Below are 23,426 nucleotides of genomic sequence, written 5' to 3'. Positions count from 1 at the left end.
CGCGGCCTGTCCGGCCCTGATCCGAAAGAAACGGCCTAGGGCCTGTCCGGCGGATCATGGCCGGGTCCGCGACGCCTGGCACGGCACCTCGCCGCGTTGCCGAAACGTCCCGATAGCTCCGCTATCGCGACGCTCCGGCGCCTTGCGATGTACCGCACCAGACGCCGCGGCCTATCCGGCCCTGATCCGCCGGACAGGCCCTAGCCCCCGGGTCGTCAGGGCCGGGCCGCCGTCGCCAGCTCCGCCGCCCGGTCCGCGCAGCCCCAGGCCACCGTGACGCCCGCGCCGCCGTGACCGTAGTTGTGCACGAGGGTCCCTCCGCCCGGCAGCGGCTCGGACTCCAGACGCACCCCGCCCACCCGGGCCGGGCGCAGACCCACCCGGTGGCCGAGGACGCGGGCGTCCGCGAGCTCCGGCCGGATCCGGGCGCACCGCGCGACGATCGCCGCGGCCGTCGCCGGATCGGGCTCCGTCCGCTCGTCGTCCTCCTCGGCCGTGCCGCCCAGGATCAGCCGCCCCGGCTGCGGGAAGAAGTACGTCGTCTCGTCGGCCGCCCCGTCCGCCGCCGTGAACCAGGTGTCCACGCCCGGGTTCTCCACCAGCACCAGCTGACCGCGCACCGCCCGCATCCCGGCGTCGCCGACGAACTCCCGCGCGCCCAGCCCCGTGCAGTTGACGACCACCGGAGCCGCCGCGCCGGCCTCGGCCGGATCCGCCGCCGTACGCCGCTCCAGCCGCACGCCCAGCTCCTCCGCCCGCCCGCGCAGCCAGCCCAGGTGCACCGGCATGTCGACGAGCGGGATCCGGGCCGCGAGCCCCGTCTCGTACGGCCCCGGCACCTCCTCCGGCGGCAGCTGGCGCAGTCCTCCCACCTCGCCCGCCCAGGAGCCGAGACCCGCCTGCAGGGTGTCCGCGTGCACGCCCGCCACGAACCGCACTCCGGTCCCGTCCGGGTCGCCGGCCAGTTCCTCGTACACCCGCAGCGAGGCCAGCGCCCACGTGCCCGCCTCCGCCGCGGGCTCGATCCGGTACGGCCACCACAGGGCGCCCGCCACCGCCGACGTGGTCGCCGTCGCCCCGTCCCGTGACCAGAGCCGCACCCGCAGCCCGCGCTCGGCGAGCCGGACCGCCGTCGTGAGCCCGATGACGCCGCCTCCCACCACGATCACCTCGGTGTCCATGCCCGGACGGTACACGCGCCCCACGCCCCCGTGGTCCGGCACGTAGGATTCGTGCCCTGATGACTGCCACTCTCGTCGCCAAGAACCTCGCCGCCGGCCACGGCGAACGCTCCCTCTTCTCCGGGCTCGACCTCGTCGTGGCCCCCGGAGACGTGATCGGCCTCGTCGGCGTCAACGGCGCCGGCAAGTCCACGCTGCTCAGGCTGCTGGCGGGACTCGACACGCCCGAGGAGGGAGAGCTGCGGCTCTCGCCGCCCACCGCCACCGTCGGCCACCTCCCCCAGGAGCCGGAGCGCCGCGAGGGCGAGACCGTGCGGGAGTTCCTGGCCCGCCGCACCGGCGTCGCCGCCGCCCAGACCGCCATGGACGAGGCGACCCAGGGCCTCGTCGACGGCGCGCCCGGCGCCGACGACGCGTACGCCGTCAGCCTGGAGCGCTGGCTCGACCTCGGCGGCGCCGACCTCGACGAGCGGGCCGAGGAGGTCGCGGACTCCCTCGGCCTCACCGTCGGCCTCGACCAGCCGATGACCGGCCTCTCCGGCGGCCAGGCCGCCCGCGCGGGACTCGCCTCCCTGCTCCTGTCCCGCTACGACGTCTTCCTCCTCGACGAGCCGACGAACGACCTCGACCTCGAAGGTCTGGAGCGCCTCGAGGCCTTCGTGCAGGGCCTGCGCGCCGGCACCGTCGTCATCAGCCACGACCGCGAGTTCCTCACCCGGACCGTCACCAAGGTCCTCGAACTCGACCTCGCCCAGCAGCAGATCACCCTCTACGGCGGCGGCTACGAGGCCTACCTGGAGGAGCGGGCCACCGCCCGCCGCCACGCCCGCGAGGAGTACGACGAGTACGCCGACAAGAAGGCCTCCCTCGAAGCCCGCGCCCTCATGCAGCGCAACTGGATGGACAAGGGCGTCCGCAACGCCCGCCGCAAGGCCACCGACAACGACAAGATCGGGAAGAAGCTGCGCGGCGAGTCCAGCGAGAAGCAGGCGGCGAAGGCCCGCCAGACCCAGCGCATGATCGAGCGCCTGGACGTCGTCGACGAGCCCCGCAAGGAGTGGGAGCTGCGCATGGAGATCGCCGCCGCGCCCCGGTCGGGCGCCGTCGTGGCGACCCTGCGCGAGGCCGAGGTCCGCCGCGGCGACTTCGCCTTCGGGCCCGTCACGCTCCAGATCGACTGGGCCGACCGGGTCGCCATCACCGGCGCCAACGGGGCCGGCAAGTCCACCCTGCTCGCCGCGCTGCTCGGCCGGCTGCCGCTGGACGCCGGCGACGCGGTCCTCGGCGCCGGCGTCGTCGTCGGCGAGGTCGACCAGGCGCGGAAGCTCTTCCACGGCACCGAGACCCTGCTCGATGCCTTCTGCGCCGCCGTGCCCGAGACCGAGCCGGCGGACGTGCGCACGCTGCTCGCCAAGTTCGGCCTCAAGGCCGCCCACGTGCTGCGGCCCGCCACCACGCTCTCGCCCGGCGAGCGCACCCGGGCCGCGCTGGCCCTGCTCCAGGGCCGGGGAGTGAACCTGCTCGTCCTCGACGAGCCGACCAACCACCTCGACCTGCCGGCCATCGAGCAGCTGGAGTCCGCCCTCGACTCGTACGACGGCACGCTGCTGCTCGTCACCCACGACCGCCGCATGCTGGACGCCGTCCGCACGACCCGGCGCGTCGAGGTGGCGGACGGAAAGGTCACCGAGCTCTGATGCCCGCCGAGCCGGGCGCGCCCGGCGGCGCGCCGTCCGGCATGTCCTTCGGCGTGCCCGCGACCGCCACGGCCGCCGTCACCTTCGGCTGGGGTCCGGCCGGGGCCCGTGCCCTGCTCCCCGCCGCGGCCTGCGTGGTCGTCCTCGACGTGCTGTCGTTCACGACCTCCGTCGGCGTCGCCGTCGAGGCCGGCACCGCCGTCCTCCCGTACCGCTGGCGCGACGAGAGCGCCGTGGCGTACGCGCGGGAGCAGGACGCGGCCCTCGCCGTCGGCCGGAGCGAGGCCGGCCCGGCGCACCCGTGGTCGCTCTCACCGGCGGCCCTGCGCGCCGCGCCCGCGCCCGCGCGCCTCGTGCTGCCCTCGCCGAACGGCTCCACCATCGCGGCGGAGGCCGCGGCCGGGCGGGCGGCCGTCGTGGCCGCGTCGCTGCGCGACCGCACCGCCGTCGCCCACTGGCTGGCCGAGCACGGCTACGGCACCGCCGGCCGCCCTCTCGCCGTGATCGCCTCCGGCGAGCGCCGGCCCGACGGCTCCCTGCGCCCCGCGCTGGAGGACCTGCTGGGCGCCGGCGCGGTCCTGGCCGCCCTGCGCGAGGCGGGCGCCGCCACCCTGAGCCCCGAGGCGACCGCGGCGGCGACGCTGTGGGCGGCCACGGAGGACCCGGTCGCCGCCTTGCACGGCTGCGACTCGGGCCGTGAACTGTACGCGTACGGCTATCCGCAGGACGTGGAGGTGGCCGCCGAGATCGACGCGTCCACCGTGGTACCCGTCCTCGTGGACGGCGCATTCCAGGAGGCACCATGACCGACGACCGTGTGACCCGGCTGATCGAGATGCTGGACGACCTCGAGGCCGACGTCGACGAGACGATCGACCTCGCCGACGAGATCGCGGCGACGGGCGACCGCGGCCTGCTCCCGCGCCTCGAAGCCGAGCTCGACCGCGCGGTCGCCGACCGCAACTCCTACGCCCGCGAGCTCCTGGGCGGTGTCGTCGCCGCCCTCGGCGGTACGGAACGGCTCCCCGTCCTCGTCCGGGCCTCGGCCGTCGACCTGGGCGACGACCAGGACGGTCTGGCCGCCGAGATCGTCGACCTCGTCCAGGCCGACCCGGGCACCGCCCAGCGCCTGCTCCGGCCCCTCACGGAGGACGACGACCTCTCGGTGGCGAACCGCGCGGACTGGGCCCTGCGCTTCGTCCCGTAATCCCGCGCCTCGTTTCGCAGCGCCTGCGCCTCGTCCCATGGCGCCTGTGACGACGACGGGCCCGGCCGTGCGGCCGGGCCCGTCGTCATGTCAGCGGTACGCCGCCGGCTCAGCGCCCGCGCCGCCTGCCGCCGCCACCGCCCTCGTTGAGGAGGCCGGCCTTGCGCAGGGCGTCGGCCATCGCGCTGTTCGCGGGGGCCGCGGCCTGCCCGCGGTCACGGTCCCGGCCGCGGTCGCCGCCACCGCTGCCGCCACCGCCGTTGCCGCGGCGCTGCTGGGGCGGGCGGCCGCCGCGGTCGCGCCTCGGGGCGCGCTCACCGGCGCCGGCCTGGGACTCCGCGGTCGCCTCGTCGTCGAGGCGCAGCGTCAGCGAGATCCGCTTGCGCGGGATGTCGACGTCCAGGACCTTCACCTTGACCACGTCGCCCGGCTTCACCACGTCGCGGGGGTCCTTGACGAAGGTCTTCGACATCGCCGAGACGTGCACCAGACCGTCCTGGTGGACGCCGATGTCGACGAAGGCGCCGAACGCGGCGACATTGGTGACCACACCCTCGAGGACCATCCCGGAGGCGAGGTCGCCGATCTTCTCCACGCCCTCCTTGAAGGTGGCCGTACGGAACGCGGGTCGCGGGTCGCGGCCCGGCTTCTCCAGCTCCTTCAGGATGTCGGTGACCGTCGGCAGACCGAAGGTCTCGTCGACGAAGTCGTCCGCGCGCAGCGAGCGCAGCACGCCGGTGTTGCCGATCAGCGCGCCGACCTCGCCGCCCGTCGTCTTCACCATGCGGCGCACCACCGGGTACGCCTCCGGGTGGACCGCCGACGCGTCCAGCGGGTCCTCGCCGCCGCGGATGCGCAGGAAGCCCGCGCACTGCTCGTACGCCTTGGGGCCGAGCCGTGGCACGTCCTTCAGGGCGCGGCGGGAACGGAAGGGGCCGTTGGCGTCGCGGTGGGCCACGATGTTCTCGGCGAGGCCCGCGCCGATCCCGGACACGCGCGAAAGAAGCGGCGCGGAGGCCGTGTTGACGTCGACGCCGACGCCGTTCACGCAGTCCTCGACGACCGCGTCGAGGGAGCGGGAGAGCTTCACCTCGGACAGGTCGTGCTGGTACTGGCCGACGCCGATGGACTTCGGGTCGATCTTCACCAGCTCGGCGAGCGGGTCCTGGAGCCGGCGGGCGATCGACACCGCGCCGCGCAACGACACGTCCAGGTCCGGGAGTTCCTGCGAGGCGAACGCGGAGGCGGAGTAGACCGAGGCGCCGGCCTCGGAGACCATCACCTTCGTCAGCTTCAACTCGGGGTGCTTCGCGATGAGTTCACCGGCGAGCTTGTCGGTCTCGCGGGACGCGGTGCCGTTGCCGATGGCGACCAGCTCGACCGCGTGCTCCTTCGCGAGCCGGGCCAGCTTCGCCAGCGACTCGTCCCACTTGTTCGCCGGGACGTGCGGGTAGACCGTGTCCGTGGCGACGACCTTGCCGGTCGCGTCGACGACCGCGACCTTCACGCCCGTGCGGAAGCCCGGGTCGAGGCCGAGCGTCGCCCGGGTGCCGGCCGGGGCCGCGAGCAGCAGGTCGCGCAGGTTCGCCGCGAAGACCCGCACGGCCTCGTCCTCGGCGGCCGTGCGCAGCCGCAGCCGCAGGTCGATGCCGAGGTGGACCAGGATGCGGGTGCGCCAGGCCCAGCGGACCGTCTCCAGGAGCCACTTGTCGCCGGGCCGGCCCCGGTCGGCCACGCCGAAGCGGGCCGCCACGATCGGCTCGTACGAGGAGGTCGCCGCGGGACCGTCGGCGGGCTCCTCCGGCTCCAGCTCCAGGGTGAGCACGTCCTCCTTCTCGCCGCGCAGCATCGCGAGGATCCGGTGCGAGGGCAGCGCCGTGAACGGCTCGGCGAAGTCGAAGTAGTCGGCGAACTTCGCGCCCGCCTCCTCCTTGCCCTCCCGGACCCTGGCGACCAGCCGGCCCCGGCCCCACATGCGCTCGCGCAGCTCGCCGATCAGGTCGGCGTCCTCCGAGAAGCGCTCGGCGAGGATGGCCCGCGCGCCCTCCAGGGCCGCCGCCGGGTCCGCGACGCCCTTGTCGGCGTCGACGAACGCGGCCGCGGCGGCGAGCGGTTCCACCGACGGGTCGCCGAGCAGCCCGTCGGCCAGCGGTTCGAGACCGGCCTCGCGGGCGATCTGCGCCTTGGTCCGCCGCTTCGGCTTGAAGGGCAGGTAGATGTCCTCCAGGCGCGCCTTGGTGTCGGCGGCCCGGATCTGCGCCTCCAGTTCGGGCGTCAGCTTGCCCTGCTCGCGCACGGAGTCGAGGACGGCGGTGCGCCGGTCCTCCAGCTCGCGCAGATACCGCAGCCGCTCCTCCAGGGTGCGCAGCTGCGCGTCGTCGAGCATCTCGGTCGCTTCCTTGCGGTAGCGCGCGATGAACGGCACGGTCGAACCGCCGTCGAGCAGTTCGACGGCCGCCTTCACCTGTCGCTCGCGTACGCCGAGTTCCTCGGCGATCCTTGCCTCGATGGACGTCGTCACGATGTCCGACCCGCCTTCTCGTGCCTCAAGCTTGCGGATGCATTCTGCCGGGTCGATCACCCGTACGCGGCAACCGACCCGCCCCGCACCCGTCCCGGGGTGCGTCAGGCCTTGCCGGTGAGGTCCGCCGGGAACGCGCCCGCGCCCACCGCGGCCACCAGGAAACCCTTGGCCAGCTCGGTCAGCCTGGCGGTGCCCTCGGCGCCCAGGTGCTGGTACGGCGCGGCGTCCAGGCGGTCCGTCTCCTCCTCCAGCGACTCGCGCAGGGCCTTGCCCGCCCCGGTGAGCTCGCCCTCGGCGTCGAGCAGCCCGCGCGCCCGCAGCCGCTCCACGGCCGCCTCCCAGTCCGCGCGGCCCCAGCCGCGGGTGCCGAGGACCCAGCGCGGGGACATGCCCCTGCCGGTCGCGGTGTGGCTGGAGAGCGCCTCCACCGGGTCGAGGCCCGCGTTCAGCAGGGCCGTCAGGTGGCCGTCGCCGCGGTGCTCGCGCAGCAGCGTCGTGGCGTGCCAGAGCCGCAGGTGCGCGGCGTCCGGGACGGGCAGGTCGGCGTTGCCCGAGTACAGCGGGCGGGCGTGGCGGGTGCAGGCCTCGGCGGCGCGCAGGGCGAGCTCGGCGGCCTCGGCCATCTCCGGGGAGGCGACGGCGTCCTCGCCGAGCAGCCGGCGCAGGGTGAGGTCGACGGTCCGCAGCCGGGCGTCGAGGACCTCGGCGGGCGAAGCGGTCTCCCACACCGCCGGCAGGTGCCGGGCGAGGAAGGCGTGGTTGTAGTTGTAGAAGGTCGCGGCGACGGTTCCGGCTCCCACGGCGCCGAGCGGGGCGCTGCGCGCGGCCAGCCGGATCGCGCTGCTGTCCTCGAAGCCCAGCTCCTTGAACACCAGGTCCAGGTCGGGGGAGAAGAACAGGGTCGCGTGCAGCAGGTTGACCGGGTGGGCGCAGCGGCGGCCGGCCTGGGGCGGCAGAGTCGTCATGGAGCCGCACCTTACCTACCGGTCGGTACGGAGGGAATCCCGGAGGGGGCTCAGCGCCCGTAGGTGAAGCGGGCCGTGCGGCCCTCCAGGAACGCGGCGACGCCCTCCGCGGTGTCGTCGCTTCCGTGCGCCTGCTCCGCCCAGTGCTCCTCCCTGCCGGCGCGGCCGTCGGCGAACTCCTTCGCGGCGGCCTGGGTGAGCAGCGAGCGGGAGACGAGGGTCCGGGTGAACTCGGCGACCCGCTTGTCGAGGCCGCCCGCCGGGTGCACCTCGTCGACCAGGCCGGTGCGCAGCGCCCGCTCGGTGTCGATGAACTCCCCGGAGAACAGCAGGTACTTGGCGGCCGAGGGGCCGACGAGAGCGGCGAGCCGACGGGTGGAGGAGGCCGGGTAGACGATGCCGAGCTTCGCCGGGGTCACCCCGAAGCGCGCGCCCTCCTCGGCGAACCGCAGGTCGCAGGCGGCCGCGAGCTGGCTGCCGCCGCCCACGCACCAGCCGCGCACGGCGGCCAGCGTCGGCTTGGGGAAGGCGGCCAGCGCCTCCTCGGCGCGGACGGCGAGGGCCTGCTGCTCGTCGCCCGGTTCGCGCAGCGTCGAGATGTCGGCCCCGGCGCAGAAGGTGTCGCCCGCGCCGGTGAGCACCAGGGCGCGCACCGCCGGGTCGGCGGCCAGCGGGGCGAGCAGCCCGGGCAGGGACCTCCACATGCCGGCGGTCATGGCGTTGCGCTTGGCGGGGTTGGCGATGACGACGGTCGCGACCTCGTCGACGACGCTCACGGTCAGCTGCGGCTCCATGCGCCGGATGCTATCCGGGGGCCCCGTACGTACGATCAAGAAGGGGGTGCGAGGAGGAGACGCCCATGTCCCGCGAGGACCTGCCCCCGGAGCACCTGACGGGCGCCGAGCGCACCGTGCTGCGCCGTGAGGGGAGGAAGCTCCGCCGCAGCTTCGGCTGGCTCACCGCGCTGGGGATCCTGCTGGTCGTCGGCGGGATCGTCGGCCTGGTCTACACCGGCGTGGCCACCCTCACCTCGATGCTCCTGTTCGGCTGGCTGCTGCTGGTCGGCGGGATCGTCGGTCTGCTGCACGCCGTCGAGTCGCGCGGGACCAGCTACTTCTGGCTCGCGGTGGTGGTCGCGGCGCTGAACATCGCGGCCGGCGTGGTCGTCATCCGGCATCCCGAGGGCTCGGCCGAGGCGCTGACGATGTTCGCGGCGCTGCTCTTCCTGACGGGCGGCCTGTTCCGGCTGGTGGGCAGTGTGGTGGTGCGCGGTCCGCAGTTCGGCTGGACCCTGGTGCAGGGTGCCTTCGGGCTGCTGCTCGGCATCCTGGTGCTCGTCGACTGGCCGGACAGCAGCCGGTACGTGATCGGGGCGTTCTTCTCGCTGGCGCTGCTCTTCGACGGGCTGGGTCTCGTCGCGATGGGGGTGGGCGGCCGCCGTATCGTTCGTATGGTCACACCGGCGGTCGGTCCTCCGAAGACGTCAGTGGAGGATCAGGAGCAGTCGAACAACTGACGTTGGCATACTCACCCGATCAGAAGTCGGTCGATAAGTGTCGACTTCTGGTCAGTAGCCAGAGGTGCACCAAAGGATTCCCAAGACTCGACTCGTGGCGACAATCGAGCACGAGGGCGGGAGCCGGACTATGGAGAGCCGCGGGAGCGTCCCCGCCCGGCCACCGTCCTACGAAGGGGTCTGGCGGTTCACCGCTCCCGCGGTCGACGTCTCGGTGCCGCAGGCCCGGCACGCCGTCCGCGACCTGCTGGTCCGGCAGAGCGTCCCGATCCACGACGACACCGTGCAGGGACTGCTTCTCATCGTTTCCGAGCTGGTCACCAACGCGGTCAAGCACGCCGCGCTGCTCTCCCCGGAGATAGCGGTGGAGGTGGCCATCGGGGCGGAATGGGTACGGGTGTCCGTCGAGGACAACCATCCCTACCGCCCGAAGGCCCTGGAGGCCGACTGGGGACAGACCGGCGGCCGCGGTCTTCTCCTCGTCCGGGAGATCGCCCGCGAGTCCGGCGGCGCCTGCGACGTCGAGCACACCGCGGGCGGCGGCAAGATCATCTGGGCGGCGCTGCCCCTGAACCCGTTCGTCCCGAGTCAGGGGCCCGCGGGACCGCCGGACGAGCCCGGGGTCACCAGCCCCCGGACGGACCCGTCAGCTCCCTGATCGCCGGCCGCGCCGCGTCGAGCACCGTCATGAACCAGGCGGAGAACGGCGCGGCCGCGTGCCGCTCGGCGAGCTCGGCCGCGGTCACGAAGGCGGTCTCCCCGACCTCCTCGGGATCCGGCCGCGGTCCCGCCTGCACCAGGCCGACGAACAGGTGGTTGAACTCCTGCTCCACCAGGCCCGAGGCCGGGTCCGGATGGTTGTAGCGGACCGTGCCCGCCTCCGCGAGCAGCGAGGGCGACACGCCCAGCTCCTCGAAGGTGCGCCGGGCGGCGGCCGCGAACGGCGCCTCACCCGGGTAGGGGTGGCCGCAGCAGGTGTTGGACCACACACCGGGGGAGTGGTACTTGCCCAGCGCCCGCCGCTGCAGCAGCAGCCGTCCCGTCTCGTCGAAGAGGAAGACCGAGAACGCGCGGTGCAGCTGCCCCGGCGCCTGGTGCGCGGCGAGCTTCTCCGCCGTACCGATCGTGACGCCGTCCTCGTCGACCAGTTCGAGCATGATCGGCGCCTCGGCCTCGGTCGGCCGCACGCCGTTCGACGAGCTGTGAGCCACGGTGGCTGATGTGGTCGGCATACCCATCCTTCGCATCGGTCCTCGCCCTGAGGGGCCACCTCAGTCTGCCGTACAAAACCGGCTTGTCCGTACTTCGGAGGCCGGACATGGCCGCTCCCACCGCACCGGAGTACACCCGGCGCGGCGGGAGCGGCCGGCGCGTCAGACCCCGAAAGCCGCCGGATACGAGATCGTGCCCCTGGTGACGGGCCCGGAACCGCCCAGATCCAGCGCCATCATGGCTTCGTCCGGAACCGCGAAGGCTGGCTTGATCCCGTACGCGGACGCCCGTACGAATCCGAACCGCGGGTAGTACTCCGGATGGCCGAGCACCAGAACGAGCCGCTCCCCGCGCAGCCGCGCCGCGTCGAGCACGGCCCGGACGACGGCCTGCCCCGCGCCCGTCCGCTGGTACTCCGGCGCCACCGCGACCGGCGCCAGGGCCGCCGCGGGGACGCCGTCCACATGGCACCGGGTGATCAGCGCGTACGCGGCGACCGTGCCGTCCGGAGCCTCCGCCACGTACGAGAGGCCGGGCAGCCACGCGTCCGGGTCTGCGCGCAGCGCGTCCACCAGACCGGCCTCCTCGGGCGTGGGGAAGGCCGCCGCGTTGACTTCCCGCACGCGGGCCTCGTCGGCGGCCGTCTCCTCACGGGCCGTCCAGCGGGGGTCGGCGGGACGCAGGACGTAACCGGTGTAGCCGTAGTCGCCGCCGTGGTCGCGGCGCAGCTCCAGCTCGGCCCGGGTGGAGGCCAGGGCCTCGGCCATGCCCGGCGAGGCGGGATCGGCGGCCGCCGCCCGCTCGGCGAGCGGGCCGTAGTACTCGTCCCAGTCGCTCTCGGGCTGGGGCACGACCCCGAGGACGTGATAGCCGGCGGCGACGGCCGCCGCCGTGTTCCCGGCGGTGGTGCGCAGCGCGTAGTGCGGCTCCCAGAACGCGCGGGCCTCAGGGCCCGGCGCGTCGGTGGTCCACTCGCACTCGGTGAGCACCAGGGTGCCGCCCGGCGCGAGGAGCCGGCGCCACTCGGCGAGCGCCCGGTCGAAGCCGATCACGTACGCCGAGCTCTCGGCCCAGACCAGGTCGAAGGAACCGTCGGGCAGCTGCTCCAGCGCGCCCATGTCGGCCCGCAGGGGGTGGACGCGGTCGGCCAGACCGCGGGCGGCGGCCGCCGCCCGCAGCTCGGCCAGGAACGGCTCGTGCAGGTCGACCGCCGTCACCTCGGCGCCCGCCTCGGCGGCGAGCAGCAGCGCGGAGCGGCCGGGACCGCAGCCGAGGTCGAGCACGCGCGGCCGCTCGGGAAGCGGACCCGCGAGAGCGAGCAGACGGCGGGTGGTGGAGTCGGAGCCGGGGCCCTGCCGCGGCAGACCGTGGTGCAGGGCGAAGAAGGCGTGGTGGAGCGCGGTGGTGGTGTCAGTGATGTCGTTGTCGGACAACGTGGGAAACCCTTGGTGAGGGGGTCCCGGCCGACGTCATGACGTGCCGGTGGAAGAAACCGGGGATCAGATCAGCCGGAGACCCGGGAGCTGAGGCTGGACCGGGCGGCGCCGCTACGGGCGGCCTCCATCGCGACGGTCATCAACCTCAGCTCCTCTCCACTGCGGGTCCGGCAAGTCGTCGTTCCGAGGCTAGCAGGCCGGGTCGGGCCTCAGAGGCAGAGTTTCGCCTCGTGCTCCGCGTGACCGGCCGGCTCCAGCTGGAAGGTGCAGTGCTCGACGTCGAAGTGCGAGCCGAGGCAGCCCTGGAGGTCGTGCAGCATCTTCTCGTGCCCGACGGAGTCCAGCACCTCCGGTTCGACGACCACGTGCGCCGAGAGCACCGGCATGCCCGAGGTGATCGTCCAGGCGTGCAGGTCGTGGACGTCCTCGACGCCCGGCAGGGCCAGTATGTGGGCCCGTACCTCGGCCATGTCCACGCCCTTCGGCGCGGACTCCAGGAGCACGTCCAGGGTCTCCCGCAGCAGCTTCACCGTGCGCGGCACGATCATCAGGCCGATCAGGATCGAGGCGATCGGGTCCGCGTACTGCCAGCCGGTGGCCAGGATGATGCCCGCGGAGACGATCACCGTCACCGAGCCGAGCGCGTCGGCCAGCACCTCCAGGTAGGCGCCCCGTACGTTCAGGCTCTCCTTCTGGCCGCGCATCAGCAGCGTCAGGGAGACGATGTTGGCGACCAGACCGACCACGGCGAAGGCGATGGCGAGCCCGCCGCGGGTCTCGGCCGGCTCCAGGAACCGCTGGACCGCCTCGTACAGGACGTAGCCGCCGACGCCGAGCAGCAGCAGACAGTTGGCGAGCGCGGCGAGGATCTCGGCCCGCGCGTAGCCGAAGGTGCGGTTGCCCGCGGGCGGCCGGTTGGCGAAGTGGATCGCGAGCAGGGCCATCGCGAGACCGACCGCGTCGGTCGCCATGTGGGCGGCGTCCGCGATCAGGGCGAGCGAGTCGGCCGCGATGCCGCCGACGATCTCGAGCACCATCACGGAGAGCGTGATGCCGAGCGCGATCCGCAGCCGGTTCCTGTAGGCCAGCGCCGCGGTACCGCTCGGCGGCGGGCCGCCGTGGCTGTGCCCGTGGTCGTGTCCAGCCCCCATGCAAGGCCTCCCGGTGATGTCGGTCTCTGTGCCCCGAGCAGCCAGTGAACTACGGGTGGGGGGTATGTGCAACACGGTACTGAACACCGTTGTCATATGCTCTGACCTGCGGTTATTCCAGCAGGCCGGCGGTGCGCGCGGACGCGGTTTGTGGGCCGGGCCGCCGATCGCCCATGATGATCTCCGCAGGGCAGGGCGCACCCGCACGGACGCGAGTGGGCCCGGGGGAGTCCGCCCCGCGAAACCTCGATGAACTCGCGCTTCCGTTCATCCGATAGCCTCAGCCGACGTGCCGTCGCCCGGTGCCGGGCCGCACACACCGCGCCCGGGGCCGTGCCGTGGGCCGCGCAGGCCCGTCCGCCAGCTCCAAGGAGTGAGTTCGCCCTGTCGACCGCCATCCTCACCGGTCCGCCGGTACCCGGATCGTCGCTCGACGCCGATCTGCGGTCCCTCGGCTTCGACGTCGAGGTCGCCTCCGGTCCGCACGAGACGGGCGCCCTGCTCGCCGCCGTACCCGCCGGACAACGCGTCGCCGTCGTGGACCCCCGCTTCGTCGGCCACGTCCACGCCCTGCGGCTCGCGCTCACCGACCCCCGCTTCCCGGCGGCCGCGGTCCCCGGCGCCCTCACCGCGCAGCCCGCGGCCCGCCCGGCCCTGGCCCGCGCGCTCGACACGGCCGGCGAGGCCGAACCCGCCGCCCAGCCGACCCACACCGTCGTCGGCAACCTCCCCGACACCCTCGCCGGCGCGCTCGACGCCGACGGCGTCGCCGTCCACCGGCCGCAGCTCGGCACCCTGGTCGCCGCCGTGCCCGACGACCCCGAGGCCCGCCACCAGGCGCGCACCGCCGTCGAGGCCGTCGACGACGAGGCCGTACGCCTGAAGTCGGCCGTCAAGGCCCACGACGGCTTCTTCACCACCTTCTTCATCAGCCCGTACTCGCGCTACATCGCCCGCTGGTGCGCGCGCCGCGGCCTCACGCCCAACCAGGTCACCACCGCCTCGCTGCTCACCGCGCTGCTCGCGGCCGGCTTGGCCGCCACCGGCGACCGCGCCGGATACGTCGCCGCGGGCGTGCTGCTCCTGGTCTCCTTCGTCCTCGACTGCACCGACGGGCAGCTCGCCCGCTACGCGCTCAAGTACTCGACGATGGGCGCCTGGCTCGACGCCACCTTCGACCGGGCCAAGGAGTACGCCTTCTACGCCGGTCTGGCCCTCGGCGCCGCCCGGAACGGCGACGACGTCTGGGCCCTCGCGCTCGGCGCCATGGTCCTGATGACCTGCCGGCACGTCGTGGACTTCTCCTTCAACGAGGCCAACCACGACGCCACCGCCAACACCAGCCCCACCGCGGCCCTATCCAGCAGGCTCGACGGCGTCGGCTGGACCGTCTGGGCCCGGCGCATGATCATCCTGCCGATCGGCGAGCGCTGGGCGATGATCGCCGTCCTCACCGCCGCCACCACCCCCCGGATCGTGTTCTGGGCGCTGATCGCCGGCTGCGCCTTCGGCGCCTGCTACACCACCGCGGGACGCGTGCTGCGCTCGGTCACCCGCCGGGCGGCCCGCACCGAGCGCGCCTGCCGGGCGCTGGCGGACCTCGCCGACTCGGGCCCGCTCGCCGAGCTCCTGGCCCGGCTGCTGCGCGGGCGGGCCGGCGCCGTCGGACCCCTGTCCGTCGCCGTGCTCGGCGCCGCCGTGATGGTCGGCGGCGCGCTGTACCTGCCGTTCGGCGACAAGCGCCTGATCGCGGTCGCCGTGATCTACGTGATGACCGCCGGCCTCGCCGTCGCCCGCCCGCTCAAGGGCCCCCTCGACTGGCTCGTCCCGCCCGTCTTCCGCGCCGCCGAATACGTCACCGTGCTCGCGCTCGCCGCCAAGGCCGGCTCCGCGCAGGCACTCCCCGCCGCATTCGGGCTGGTCGCGGCGGTCGCCTACCATCACTACGACACGGTGTACCGCATCCGCGGCGGCACCGGCGCGCCGCCCGCGTGGCTGGTGCGCACCATCGGCGGCCACGAGGGACGCACGCTCGTGGTGACCGTACTCGCCGCCCTGCTGGCGAACCGCGGCAACGACTTCACCTCGGCCCTCACCGCGCTCGCGGTCGCCGTGGGCCTCGTGGTGCTCGTGGAGTCCATCCGCTTCTGGGTGTCCTCCGGAGCACCCGCCGTACATGACGAAGGAGAGACAGCATGATTGGCCTCGTACTGGCAGCCGGTGCCGGACGGCGTCTGCGCCCCTACACCGACACGCTTCCGAAGGCCCTCGTGCCCGTGGACCCGGCCGGTGACGGTTCCCTCACCGTGCTCGACCTCACGCTGAAGAACTTCGCCGAGGTCGGTCTCACCGAGGCCGCGATCGTCGTCGGCTACCGCAAGGAGGCCGTGTACGCGCGCAAGGAGGCCCTGGAGGCCAAGTACGGCATCCAGCTCACCCTCATCGACAACGACAAGGCCGAGGAGTGGAACAACGCCTACTCCCTGTGGTGCGCCCGTGAGGTCCTCAAGCGCGGTGTGATCCTCGCCAACGGCGACACCGTCCACCCGGTCTCCGTCGAGAAGACCCTGCTCGCCGCCCGCGGCAACGGCCAGAAGATCATCCTCGCCCTCGACACGGTGAAGAACCTCGCCGACGAGGAGATGAAGGTCGTCACCGCCGAGGGCAAGGGCGTCCAGAAGATCACCAAGCTGATGGACCCGGCCGACGCCACCGGCGAGTACATCGGCGTCACCCTGATCGAGGCCGAGGCCGCCGAGGAGCTGGCCGACGCGCTGAAGGCCACCTTCGAGCGCGACCCCGACCTGTACTACGAGGACGGCTACCAGGAGCTGGTCAACCGCGGCTTCACCGTCGACGTGGCCCCCATCGGCGACGTCAAGTGGGTCGAGATCGACAACCACGACGACCTCGCGAAGGGCCGTGACATCGCGTGCCAGTACTGACCCGGCTCATCCCCTCGCCGGTTGTCGTCGACATCCGCGGAGGAGCGCTGGACGACCTGTCCGCGCTCCTCGCGGACCAGCGGATCTCCAGCAACGGCCGGATCGCCGTCGCCATCAGCGGCGGCTCCGGTCTGAAGCTGCGTGACCGCTTCGCCTCCGAGCTGCCGGACGCCGACTGGTACCCGGTCAGCGGCGGCACCATCGACGAGGCCGTCCGGCTCGCCGATTCCATGCGCGGCAAGCGGTACGACGCGGTCGTGGCGCTCGGCGGCGGCAAGATCATCGACGTGACGAAGTACGCGGCGGCCCGGGTGGGCCTGCCGCTGGTGGCCATCGCCACCAACCTCTCGCACGACGGCATCTGCTCGCCGATCTCCACCCTGGACAACGACAACGGCCGTGGCTCCTACGGCGTGCCCACCCCCATCGCGCTGGTCATCGACCTCGACGTGATCCGGGACGCGCCGATCCGCTTCGTGCGCTCCGGCATCGGCGACGCCATCTCCAACCTGTCGGCCATCGCCGACTGGGAGCTGTCCCACCGCGAGACCGGCGAGAAGGTCGACGGTCTGGCCGCGGCCATGGCCCGCAGCGCCGGCGAGGCGGTCCTCCGCCACCCCGGCGGAGTCGGCGACGACGACTTCCTCGTCACCCTCTCCGAGGGCCTGGTGATGTCCGGCATCGCCATGTCGATCAGCGGCGACAGCCGCCCGTCCTCGGGCGCCTGCCACGAGATCAGCCACGCCTTCGACCTGCTCTACCCGACCCGGGCGGCCAGCCACGGCGAGCAGTGCGGCCTCGGCGCGGCCTTCGCCATGCACCTGCGCGGAGCCCGCGAGGAGTCCGCGCAGATGGTCGAGACCCTGCGCCGGCACGGCCTGCCCGTGCTGCCGGAGGAGATGGGCTTCACCGTCGACGAGTTCGTCCGGGCCGTGGAGTTCGCCCCGCAGACCCGGCCGGGCCGGTTCACCATCCTCGAACACCTCGACCTGTCCACAGACCAGATCAGGGACGCGTACGCCGACTATGCCAAAGCCATCGGTAGCTGAACTCCGCCCTGTCGTCCACCCGCCGGGCGTCAAGGACCGGCGGAGCGGCGAGCACTGGGGCGGCCGCCTGTACATGCGGGAGATCTCGCTGCGGATCACCCGTCACCTGGCGAACACCCGGGTCACGCCCAACCAGCTGACCTACCTGATGACGCTGTCCGGCGTCCTCGCCGCACCCGCGCTGCTCGTCCCCGGCATCTGGGGCGCCGTGCTCGGCGTGGTCGCGGTCCAGGGCTATCTGCTGCTCGACTGCGTCGACGGCGAGCTGGCCCGCTGGAAGAAGCAGTACTCGCTCGCCGGGGTCTACCTCGACCGGGTCGGGGCCTACCTCTGTGACGCGGCCGTACTCGTCGGCTTCGGCCTGCGCGCCGCCGACCCGTGGGGCGGCGGCCGGATCGACTGGCTGTGGGCCTTCCTCGGCACCCTCGCCGCGCTCGGCGCGATCCTGATCAAGGCCGAGACCGACCTGGTCGGCGTCGCCCGCCACCAGGCGGGCATGGCCCCGGTCAAGGAGTCGGCCGCCGAGCCGCGCTCCTCCGGCATGGCGCTGGCCCGCCGGGCCGCCGCCGCGCTCAAGTTCCACCGCCTGATCCTGGGGATCGAGGCCTCCCTGCTGATCCTGGTCCTCGCGATCGTCGACCAGGTCCGGGGCGACCTGTTCTTCTCCCGGCTCGGCGTCGCCGTGCTCGCCGGCATCGCGCTGCTGCAGACCGTGCTGCACCTGGTGTCGATCCTCGCGTCCAGCAGGCTGAAGTGAGGGCGGCCGTCATGACCCGGCCGATGAGACTGGGCGCGGTCGTCATCACCATGGGCAACCGCCCCGACGACCTGCGCGCGCTCCTCGACTCGGTCGCCCGGCAGGACGGCGACCCGATCGAGGTGGTCGTCGTCGGCCAGGGCGTGGAGCTCAGCGGACTGCCCGAGGGCGTCCGCACGGTGAGCCTGCCGGAGAACGTCGGCATCCCGGCGGGGCGCAACATCGGCATCGAGGCCTTCGGTCCCGGCGGCACCGACGTCGACGCGCTGCTCTTCCTCGACGACGACGGCCTGCTCGCCAACACCGACACCGCGGAGCTGATCCGCCAGGCCTTCACCGCCGACCCGCGGCTCGGCATCATCAGCTTCCGGATCGCCGACCCGGAGACCGGGCTCACCCAGCGCCGGCACGTGCCGCGGCTGCGCGCCTCGGACCCCATGCGCTCCTCGCGGGTGACCACCTTCCTGGGCGGTGCCAACGCGGTGCGCACCAAGGTGTTCGCCGAGGTCGGCGGGCTGCCGGACGAGTTCTTCTACGCGCACGAGGAAACCGATCTCGCCTGGCGGGCCCTCGACGCCGACTGGATGATCGATTACCGTTCCGACATGGTGCTGCTGCACCCCACCACCCCGCCGTCCCGGCACGCGACGTACCACTTCAACGTGGCCCGCAACCGAGTGTGGCTGGCGCGCCGCAATCTTCCCGCACCCCTGGTGCCGGTCTATCTCGGCGTCTGGCTGCTGCTCACGCTGGCGCGGCGTCCCTCCGTATCCGCCCTCCAGGCGTGGTTCGGCGGTTTCCGGGCGGGCTGGCGGACTCCGTGCGGTCCGCGGCACCCCATGAGGTGGCGTACGGTGTGGCGGCTGACCCGACTGGGACGCCCGCCCGTCGTCTGACATCGTGGGTACCCGACTTGCCGCGCATCCCGAACACGAAAGTTTCGACTGTGAGTGACACATCCCAGGACGGTGGGGTCGTGACGAGCGCCCGACCGTCCCCCGACGACGGCCTGAGCCCGGCCGAGCTGGCGGCCAAGTACGGGCTCGCCGTCAGCGGCGCCCGGCCGGGGCTCGTGGAGTACATCCGGCAGCTGTGGGGCCGGCGGCACTTCATCCTGGCCTTCTCCCAGGCGAAACTCACCGCCCAGTACAGCCAGGCGAAGCTCGGCCAGCTCTGGCAGGTGGTGACGCCGCTGCTGAACGCGCTGGTCTACTTCCTGATCTTCGGTCTGATCCTCGAAGCGGACCGGGGCATGTCGCGGTCGGTGTACGTCCCGTTCCTGGTGACCGGTGTGTTCGTGTTCACCTTCACCCAGAGCTCGGTGATGGCCGGCGTGCGCGCGATCTCGGGCAACCTCGGCCTGGTGCGGGCGCTGCACTTCCCGCGCGCCTCGCTGCCCATCTCCTTCGCGCTCCAGCAGCTCCAGCAGCTGCTGTTCTCGATGCTCGTGCTCATCGCCATCGCGGTGGCCTTCGGCAGCTACCCGTCGGCGAGCTGGCTGCTCGTCCTCCCGGCCCTGTTCCTGCAGTTCCTGTTCAACGCGGGCCTCGCCATGATCGTGGCGCGGATGGGCGCCAAGACCCCGGACCTCGCGCAGCTGATGCCGTTCATCATGCGCACCTGGATGTACGCCTCCGGCGTCATGTTCTCGATCCCCGTGATGCTGGAGGACAAGCCGGCCTGGATCGCCGACCTGCTCCAGTACAACCCGGCGGCGCTCCACATGGACCTGATCCGGTTCGCGCTGATCGACGGCTACGGCGGCTCCAACCTCCCGCCGCACGTCTGGTTCGTCACCCTCGCCTGGTCCGTGGTGATCGGCGTGGGCGGCTTCGTCTACTTCTGGAAGGCCGAGGAAAGGTACGGCCGTGGCTGACAGCAACCAGGGCCGGGTGCCCACCGTCATCGCGGACAACGTCCACATCGTGTACCGGGTCAACGGAGGCGGCGGCGGCAAGGGCAGCGCCACCGCCGCGCTGAGCCGCATCATCCGGCGCCGCAAGGGCCAGTCCGACCGCGGGGTGCGCAAGGTGCACGCCGTCCGCGGCGTGTCCTTCACCGCCTACCGCGGCGAGGCCATCGGCCTCATCGGCACCAACGGGTCCGGCAAGTCGACCCTGCTGCGCGCCATCGCGGGCCTGCTGCCCACCGAGAGCGGCAAGGTCTACACCGACGGCCAGCCCTCGCTGCTCGGCGTCAACGCGGCGCTCATGAGCGACCTCACCGGTGAGCGGAACGTGATCCTCGGCGGACTCGCGATGGGCATGGGCCGCGAGGAGATCAAGAGCCGTTATCAGGACATCGTCGACTTCTCCGGCATCAACGAGAAGGGCGACTTCATCTCGCTGCCGATGCGGACCTACTCGTCCGGCATGGGCGCCCGGCTCCGCTTCGCCATCGCCGCCGCCAAGCAGCACGACGTCCTCATGATCGACGAGGCGCTGGCCACCGGCGACCGCAAGTTCCAGATCCGCTCCGAGGCGCGGATCCGCGAGCTGCGCAAGGAGGCCGGCACGGTCTTCCTGGTCAGCCACAGCAACAAGTCGATCCGCGACACCTGCGACCGCGTGCTCTGGCTGGAGAAGGGCGAGCTGCTCATGGACGGCCCGACCGACGAGGTCATCGCCGCCTACGAGCGCGAGACCGGCAAGTAGCCCCGAAGCCGCGCGCCGCCCCCGCCGATCCGATCGGCGGGGGCTGTTTCGTGTTCACGGACGTCCGGTTTTCGCGCGTCGAGCACCCGCCCGGAATGTTCATGCGGTCAACATCGGGCAGGATGAGCGCATGGCAGCGATCTCGGGAGGCAAGACCTACCACCACGGCGACCTGCGCAACGCCCTCATCTGCGCGGCCGTCGACCTCGCCACCGAAGGAGGCCCCGAGCGCGTCGTGCTGCGCGAGGCGGCCCGCCGGGTCGGCGTCTCGCCCACCGCCGCCTACCGGCACTTCGAGGGCCGCGGCGAACTCCTCGCCGCCGTCCGCGACCACGCCCGGCGGGCCCTCGCCGACTCCATGGAGCGGGCCGCCGCCCGCGTACCCGGCGCCGACGACCCGGCCCTGGCCGCCGAGGCCCGGCTCGCCGCCCTCTGCCGCGGCTACGTGGCCTTCGCCGTCGAGCAGCCCGGCCTCTACCGGTCCGCCTTCGGCGCGCCCCGTACCGCCACCGGCTGTCCTGACGCGGAGCCCGAGGCCGGCGCGGGGGAGGTGCGTGCCTTCACCCTGCTCACCGACGCCCTGACGGCCCTCGCCGCGACGGCCAGGCCGCCGCGCGCCTCCCGGCCCGCCGCCGACGCCGCCGCGTGGTCGGCCGTCCACGGACTGTCGCTGCTGCTTCTCGAAGGACCGCTGCGCCGGCTGCCCGCCCAGCGGCGGAACGACGTCGTCGACTCCACGCTCGCGATGGTGGTCTCCGGCACCCGCGTCCCCTGACGGCCACGCCCCTGACGGCCACGCCCCTGACGGGCGTGTCGCCGACGGTCGAAAACAAGGTCAAGGAAATGTGAACTTCCGCTCGTGCCGGGAAGGTTGGCGGACCCGCCGGTGTTGTCGACAGGCGCCCGGGCCCCCGGCGCGGCACGATGCCTCCTACCACGTAAGCTGTACCGGTCTGTTTCGCGGCAAGTGGGGCGATACCCCTCGGCGCCCCGGCACCGGGCCGAGAGCCACGGGCACGGCTCGGCGGCGTGTCCGAAATAGGATGGATTGGATCCGCGGTGTAGAACGGGAGATGTGACGGCCATGACGCAGAATCTCCAGCTCCACGAGGGTGTCGCCGTCCCCGCGTCGGGCAGCGGCCGGTGACGGGAACCCGGCAGGTGCGCCCCGACGCCTCCTCGCGCAGCACACTCGGCAAGGCCGCGGACGAGAACTTCCCCGTGGCCCCCTTCTTCCTGCCGCGCGCCTGGCGCGACGACCTCATGGCCGTCTACGGCTTCGCCCGTCTCGTCGACGACATCGGCGACGGCGACCTCGCGCCCGGCGCCGCGGACGCCCGCCACCTCGGCGTCCCGGCCGAGCGGGCCGACGACCGGCTCGCGATGCTCGACGCCTTCGAGACCGACCTCAGGCGCGTCTTCGACCCCGTCGACGGCCCGCCCCGGCATCCGCTGCTGCGCGCCCTCGTCCCCACCGTCGAGCGGTGCGGCCTCGACCCGGAGCCGTTCCTCGGACTCGTCGCCGCCAACCGCCAGGACCAGCTCGTCGGCCGCTACGAGACCTACGACGACCTGGTCGCGTACTGCGAGCTCTCCGCCAACCCCGTCGGCCGGCTCGTCCTCGGCATCACCGGCACCGCGACGCCGGAACGGATCCGCCGCTCCGACGAGATCTGCACCGCGCTCCAGATCGTCGAGCACCTCCAGGACGTCGCCGAGGACCTGACGCGCGACCGGATCTACCTCCCCGCCGAGGACCTGAAGCGCTTCCACGTGAGCGAGGACGACCTCGCCCGGCCCACCGCCGGAGCCTCGGTGCGTGCCCTGATCGCCTTCGAGGCCGAGCGGGCCCGCGCCCTGCTCGACGCCGGCGCCCCGCTCGTCGGCAGCGTCCACGGCCGGCTGCGGCTGCTGCTCGCGGGCTTCACGGCCGGCGGGTACGCGGCGCTCGACGCGATCGCCGCCGCCGGCTTCGACGTCCTGCCCGGGCCGCCCAAGGCCGACCGATCGAGTCTGGTGCGCCGGGCGGGTGCCGTCCTGCTCGCGGCGCGGAGAGAGGGGTGAGCCGCACAGTGGAGGGACAGTCGCAGCCGTCCGCGCCGGTCCAGGCCGCGTACAGCTACTGCGAGGCCGTGACCGGACAGCAGGCCCGCAACTTCGCCTACGGGATCCGGCTGCTGCCGACCGAGAAGCGGCACGCCATGTCGGCGCTCTACGCCTTCTCGCGGCGCGTCGACGACATCGGCGACGGGCCGCTGGCACCCGGCGACAAGAAGGACCGGCTGGAGGCCACCCGGGCGGTCCTCTCCCGCATCCGCGCCGGCGAGGTCGAGGAGGACGACACCGATCCGGTGGCCGTCGCCCTCGCCGACGCCGCCCGCCGCTTCCCGATCCCGCTCGGCGGGCTCGACGAGCTCATCGACGGCGTCCTCATGGACGTGCGCGGTGAGACCTACGAGACCTGGGACGACCTCAAGGTCTACTGCCGCTGCGTGGCCGGAGCCATCGGCCGGCTCTCGCTCGGCGTCTTCGGCACGCAGTCCGGCGCCGTCGGCGCCGACCGCGCGGCCGAGTACGCCGACACCCTCGGCCTGGCCCTCCAGCTCACCAACATCCTGCGCGACGTCCGCGAGGACGCCGGGAACGGGCGCACCTATCTGCCGGGCGACGACCTGGCCAAGTTCGGGTGCTCCGACGGCTTCGCCTCGGACACCCCGGCGGAGGGCGCCGACTTCGCGGGGCTCGTGCACTTCGAGGTGCGCCGCGCCCGCGCGCTGTTCGCCGAGGGATACCGGCTGCTGCCGATGCTCGACCGGCGCAGCGGGGCGTGCGTGGCCGCCATGGCCGGCATCTACCGACGGCTCCTCGACCGGATCGAACGGGATCCGGAGGCCGTGCTGCGCGGCCGGGTCTCGCTGCCCGGCCGGGAGAAGGCCTACGTCGCCGTCCGCGGGCTCTCCGGACTCGACGCGCGGCACGTCTCCCGTCGTACGGTCAGGAGGCCCGCGTGACGTACGTATCGCCTCGCACCCGTGGGTCCGCCGGGATCCGGGGCCTCCGCGCGGGCGGGGGTGTCCGGACTGCCACCTCCCCTTCGCTTCGCTCGTGGAGGAGTCCGAAACGTCCGGACAC

The 23,426-nt window shown here is 73.2% G+C and carries 22 protein-coding genes; 15 read left to right on the top strand and 7 right to left on the bottom strand.

The annotated features are described in order from the left end of the window. Positions 1-215: 215 nt before the first annotated feature. Positions 216-1,181, bottom strand: a complete 966-nt coding sequence (locus tag ACFVGS_RS36310; RefSeq protein ID WP_385696649.1) for an FAD-dependent oxidoreductase — start codon at positions 1,179-1,181, stop codon at positions 216-218. Between the two features lie 59 nt (positions 1,182-1,240). Between ACFVGS_RS36310 and ACFVGS_RS36305 the strand changes: the two genes are divergently transcribed. From ACFVGS_RS36305 to ACFVGS_RS36295, 3 genes are read left to right on the top strand one after another with little or no spacing between them, the layout of a single operon-like run. After that, entirely contained in the window at positions 1,241-2,878 is a 1,638-nt protein-coding gene (locus tag ACFVGS_RS36305) for an ABC-F family ATP-binding cassette domain-containing protein (protein WP_384423586.1), read from the top strand. Next, positions 2,878-3,684 carry a 2-phosphosulfolactate phosphatase gene (locus ACFVGS_RS36300; RefSeq protein ID WP_384423587.1) on the top strand — a complete coding sequence of 269 codons (807 nt, stop codon included), beginning with the start codon at positions 2,878-2,880 and terminating at the stop codon, positions 3,682-3,684. Before ACFVGS_RS36305 ends, ACFVGS_RS36300 begins: the two co-directional genes overlap by 1 nt. Continuing rightward, positions 3,681-4,085, top strand: coding sequence for a hypothetical protein (locus tag ACFVGS_RS36295; protein WP_384423588.1), 405 nt, complete (start codon positions 3,681-3,683; stop codon positions 4,083-4,085). Before ACFVGS_RS36300 ends, ACFVGS_RS36295 begins: the two co-directional genes overlap by 4 nt. 109 nt (positions 4,086-4,194) lie before the next feature. Here the strand turns inward: ACFVGS_RS36295 and ACFVGS_RS36290 are convergent, their stop codons facing one another. From ACFVGS_RS36290 to ACFVGS_RS36280, 3 genes are all read right to left on the bottom strand, one after another. Next, positions 4,195-6,606, bottom strand: a complete 2,412-nt coding sequence (locus tag ACFVGS_RS36290; protein ID WP_385696644.1) for a Tex family protein — start codon at positions 6,604-6,606, stop codon at positions 4,195-4,197. Between the two features lie 104 nt (positions 6,607-6,710). Beyond that, entirely contained in the window at positions 6,711-7,574 is an 864-nt protein-coding gene (locus tag ACFVGS_RS36285) for a hypothetical protein (RefSeq protein WP_385696641.1), read from the bottom strand. A 50-nt stretch (positions 7,575-7,624) separates the two neighbouring features. Then, positions 7,625-8,368, bottom strand: a complete 744-nt coding sequence (locus ACFVGS_RS36280) for an enoyl-CoA hydratase/isomerase family protein (RefSeq protein WP_384410817.1) — start codon at positions 8,366-8,368, stop codon at positions 7,625-7,627. 65 nt (positions 8,369-8,433) lie between these two features. On the opposite strand from ACFVGS_RS36280, the gene ACFVGS_RS36275 reads away from it, so the two are divergent. Both ACFVGS_RS36275 and ACFVGS_RS36270 read left to right on the top strand, forming a co-directional pair. Beyond that, the gene (locus tag ACFVGS_RS36275; RefSeq protein WP_385696638.1) at positions 8,434-9,090 is read left to right on the top strand and encodes an HdeD family acid-resistance protein; all 657 of its coding nucleotides are present in this window, start codon (positions 8,434-8,436) and stop codon (positions 9,088-9,090) included. A gap of 130 nt (positions 9,091-9,220) precedes the next feature. Beyond that, positions 9,221-9,748, top strand: a complete 528-nt coding sequence (locus ACFVGS_RS36270; protein WP_384410822.1) for an ATP-binding protein — start codon at positions 9,221-9,223, stop codon at positions 9,746-9,748. On the opposite strand, the gene idi is transcribed toward ACFVGS_RS36270, so the two are convergent. The 3 genes from idi to ACFVGS_RS36255 form a co-directional block, all read right to left on the bottom strand. Continuing rightward, the gene (idi, locus tag ACFVGS_RS36265) at positions 9,714-10,322 is read right to left on the bottom strand and encodes an isopentenyl-diphosphate Delta-isomerase (RefSeq protein WP_384410825.1); all 609 of its coding nucleotides are present in this window, start codon (positions 10,320-10,322) and stop codon (positions 9,714-9,716) included. The two genes, ACFVGS_RS36270 and idi, sit on opposite strands and share 35 nt — an antisense overlap. A 141-nt stretch (positions 10,323-10,463) precedes the next feature. Continuing rightward, a complete protein-coding gene (locus ACFVGS_RS36260; RefSeq protein WP_385696635.1) occupies positions 10,464-11,735 on the bottom strand; it encodes a GNAT family N-acetyltransferase in 1,272 nt (423 codons plus the stop codon). A gap of 212 nt (positions 11,736-11,947) precedes the next feature. Then, positions 11,948-12,889, bottom strand: a complete 942-nt coding sequence (locus ACFVGS_RS36255; protein ID WP_385696633.1) for a cation diffusion facilitator family transporter — start codon at positions 12,887-12,889, stop codon at positions 11,948-11,950. Positions 12,890-13,273: 384 nt separating this feature from the next. On the opposite strand from ACFVGS_RS36255, the gene ACFVGS_RS36250 reads away from it, so the two are divergent. The 10 genes from ACFVGS_RS36250 (at position 13,274) to hpnD (ending at position 23,305) form a co-directional block, all read left to right on the top strand. Then, positions 13,274-15,088 (top strand): DUF5941 domain-containing protein, encoded by a 1,815-nt coding sequence (locus ACFVGS_RS36250; protein WP_385696651.1) that lies wholly within the window; start codon positions 13,274-13,276, stop codon positions 15,086-15,088. Then, complete coding sequence (locus tag ACFVGS_RS36245) at positions 15,085-15,834, top strand: sugar phosphate nucleotidyltransferase (RefSeq protein ID WP_384410835.1); 750 nt, start codon at positions 15,085-15,087, stop codon at positions 15,832-15,834. The genes ACFVGS_RS36250 and ACFVGS_RS36245 overlap by 4 nt, the downstream gene beginning before the upstream one ends. Beyond that, the gene (locus tag ACFVGS_RS36240; RefSeq protein WP_384410838.1) at positions 15,822-16,883 is read left to right on the top strand and encodes an iron-containing alcohol dehydrogenase family protein; all 1,062 of its coding nucleotides are present in this window, start codon (positions 15,822-15,824) and stop codon (positions 16,881-16,883) included. Before ACFVGS_RS36245 ends, ACFVGS_RS36240 begins: the two co-directional genes overlap by 13 nt. Continuing rightward, entirely contained in the window at positions 16,861-17,640 is a 780-nt protein-coding gene (locus ACFVGS_RS36235) for a CDP-alcohol phosphatidyltransferase family protein (protein WP_384410841.1), read from the top strand. The genes ACFVGS_RS36240 and ACFVGS_RS36235 overlap by 23 nt, the downstream gene beginning before the upstream one ends. Before the next feature lie 11 nt (positions 17,641-17,651). Next, on the top strand, positions 17,652-18,536 hold the full coding sequence (locus tag ACFVGS_RS36230) for a glycosyltransferase family 2 protein (RefSeq protein WP_384410844.1): 885 nt from the start codon (positions 17,652-17,654) through the stop codon (positions 18,534-18,536). A 50-nt stretch (positions 18,537-18,586) separates the two neighbouring features. After that, a complete protein-coding gene (locus ACFVGS_RS36225) occupies positions 18,587-19,516 on the top strand; it encodes an ABC transporter permease (RefSeq protein WP_384410847.1) in 930 nt (309 codons plus the stop codon). After that, entirely contained in the window at positions 19,509-20,294 is a 786-nt protein-coding gene (locus ACFVGS_RS36220; RefSeq protein ID WP_384410850.1) for an ABC transporter ATP-binding protein, read from the top strand. The genes ACFVGS_RS36225 and ACFVGS_RS36220 overlap by 8 nt, the downstream gene beginning before the upstream one ends. Before the next feature lie 130 nt (positions 20,295-20,424). Then, the gene (locus tag ACFVGS_RS36215) at positions 20,425-21,069 is read left to right on the top strand and encodes a TetR/AcrR family transcriptional regulator (protein WP_384410853.1); all 645 of its coding nucleotides are present in this window, start codon (positions 20,425-20,427) and stop codon (positions 21,067-21,069) included. Between the two features lie 368 nt (positions 21,070-21,437). After that, positions 21,438-22,358 (top strand): squalene synthase HpnC, encoded by a 921-nt coding sequence (hpnC, locus tag ACFVGS_RS36210; RefSeq protein ID WP_385696627.1) that lies wholly within the window; start codon positions 21,438-21,440, stop codon positions 22,356-22,358. Then, positions 22,355-23,305: a presqualene diphosphate synthase HpnD gene (gene hpnD / locus ACFVGS_RS36205; RefSeq protein WP_385696624.1), complete on the top strand. Its 951-nt coding sequence runs from the start codon at positions 22,355-22,357 to the stop codon at positions 23,303-23,305. Before hpnC ends, hpnD begins: the two co-directional genes overlap by 4 nt. Positions 23,306-23,426 lie beyond the last annotated feature (121 nt).

It is taken from the genome of Streptomyces sp. NPDC127114 (assembly GCF_042677525.1).
GTDB lineage: Bacteria > Actinomycetota > Actinomycetes > Streptomycetales > Streptomycetaceae > Streptomyces.
The sequence above is the reverse complement of the archived record's forward strand: the minus strand, read 5'-3'. Positions and strand labels throughout refer to the sequence as shown.

Coding starts and splice junctions, on each gene's coding strand:
- ACFVGS_RS36310 (WP_385696649.1), bottom strand. CDS start 1,181: ATGGACACCGAGGTGATCGTGGTGGGAGGCGGCGTCATCGGGCTCACG.
- ACFVGS_RS36305 (WP_384423586.1), top strand. CDS start 1,241: ATGACTGCCACTCTCGTCGCCAAGAACCTCGCCGCCGGCCACGGCGAA.
- ACFVGS_RS36300 (WP_384423587.1), top strand. CDS start 2,878: ATGCCCGCCGAGCCGGGCGCGCCCGGCGGCGCGCCGTCCGGCATGTCC.
- ACFVGS_RS36295 (WP_384423588.1), top strand. CDS start 3,681: ATGACCGACGACCGTGTGACCCGGCTGATCGAGATGCTGGACGACCTC.
- ACFVGS_RS36285 (WP_385696641.1), bottom strand. CDS start 7,574: ATGACGACTCTGCCGCCCCAGGCCGGCCGCCGCTGCGCCCACCCGGTC.
- ACFVGS_RS36280 (WP_384410817.1), bottom strand. CDS start 8,368: ATGGAGCCGCAGCTGACCGTGAGCGTCGTCGACGAGGTCGCGACCGTC.
- ACFVGS_RS36275 (WP_385696638.1), top strand. CDS start 8,434: ATGTCCCGCGAGGACCTGCCCCCGGAGCACCTGACGGGCGCCGAGCGC.
- ACFVGS_RS36270 (WP_384410822.1), top strand. CDS start 9,221: ATGGAGAGCCGCGGGAGCGTCCCCGCCCGGCCACCGTCCTACGAAGGG.
- idi (WP_384410825.1), bottom strand. CDS start 10,322: ATGCCGACCACATCAGCCACCGTGGCTCACAGCTCGTCGAACGGCGTG.
- ACFVGS_RS36255 (WP_385696633.1), bottom strand. CDS start 12,889: ATGGGGGCTGGACACGACCACGGGCACAGCCACGGCGGCCCGCCGCCG.
- ACFVGS_RS36245 (WP_384410835.1), top strand. CDS start 15,085: ATGATTGGCCTCGTACTGGCAGCCGGTGCCGGACGGCGTCTGCGCCCC.
- ACFVGS_RS36235 (WP_384410841.1), top strand. CDS start 16,861: ATGCCAAAGCCATCGGTAGCTGAACTCCGCCCTGTCGTCCACCCGCCG.
- ACFVGS_RS36230 (WP_384410844.1), top strand. CDS start 17,652: ATGACCCGGCCGATGAGACTGGGCGCGGTCGTCATCACCATGGGCAAC.
- ACFVGS_RS36215 (WP_384410853.1), top strand. CDS start 20,425: ATGGCAGCGATCTCGGGAGGCAAGACCTACCACCACGGCGACCTGCGC.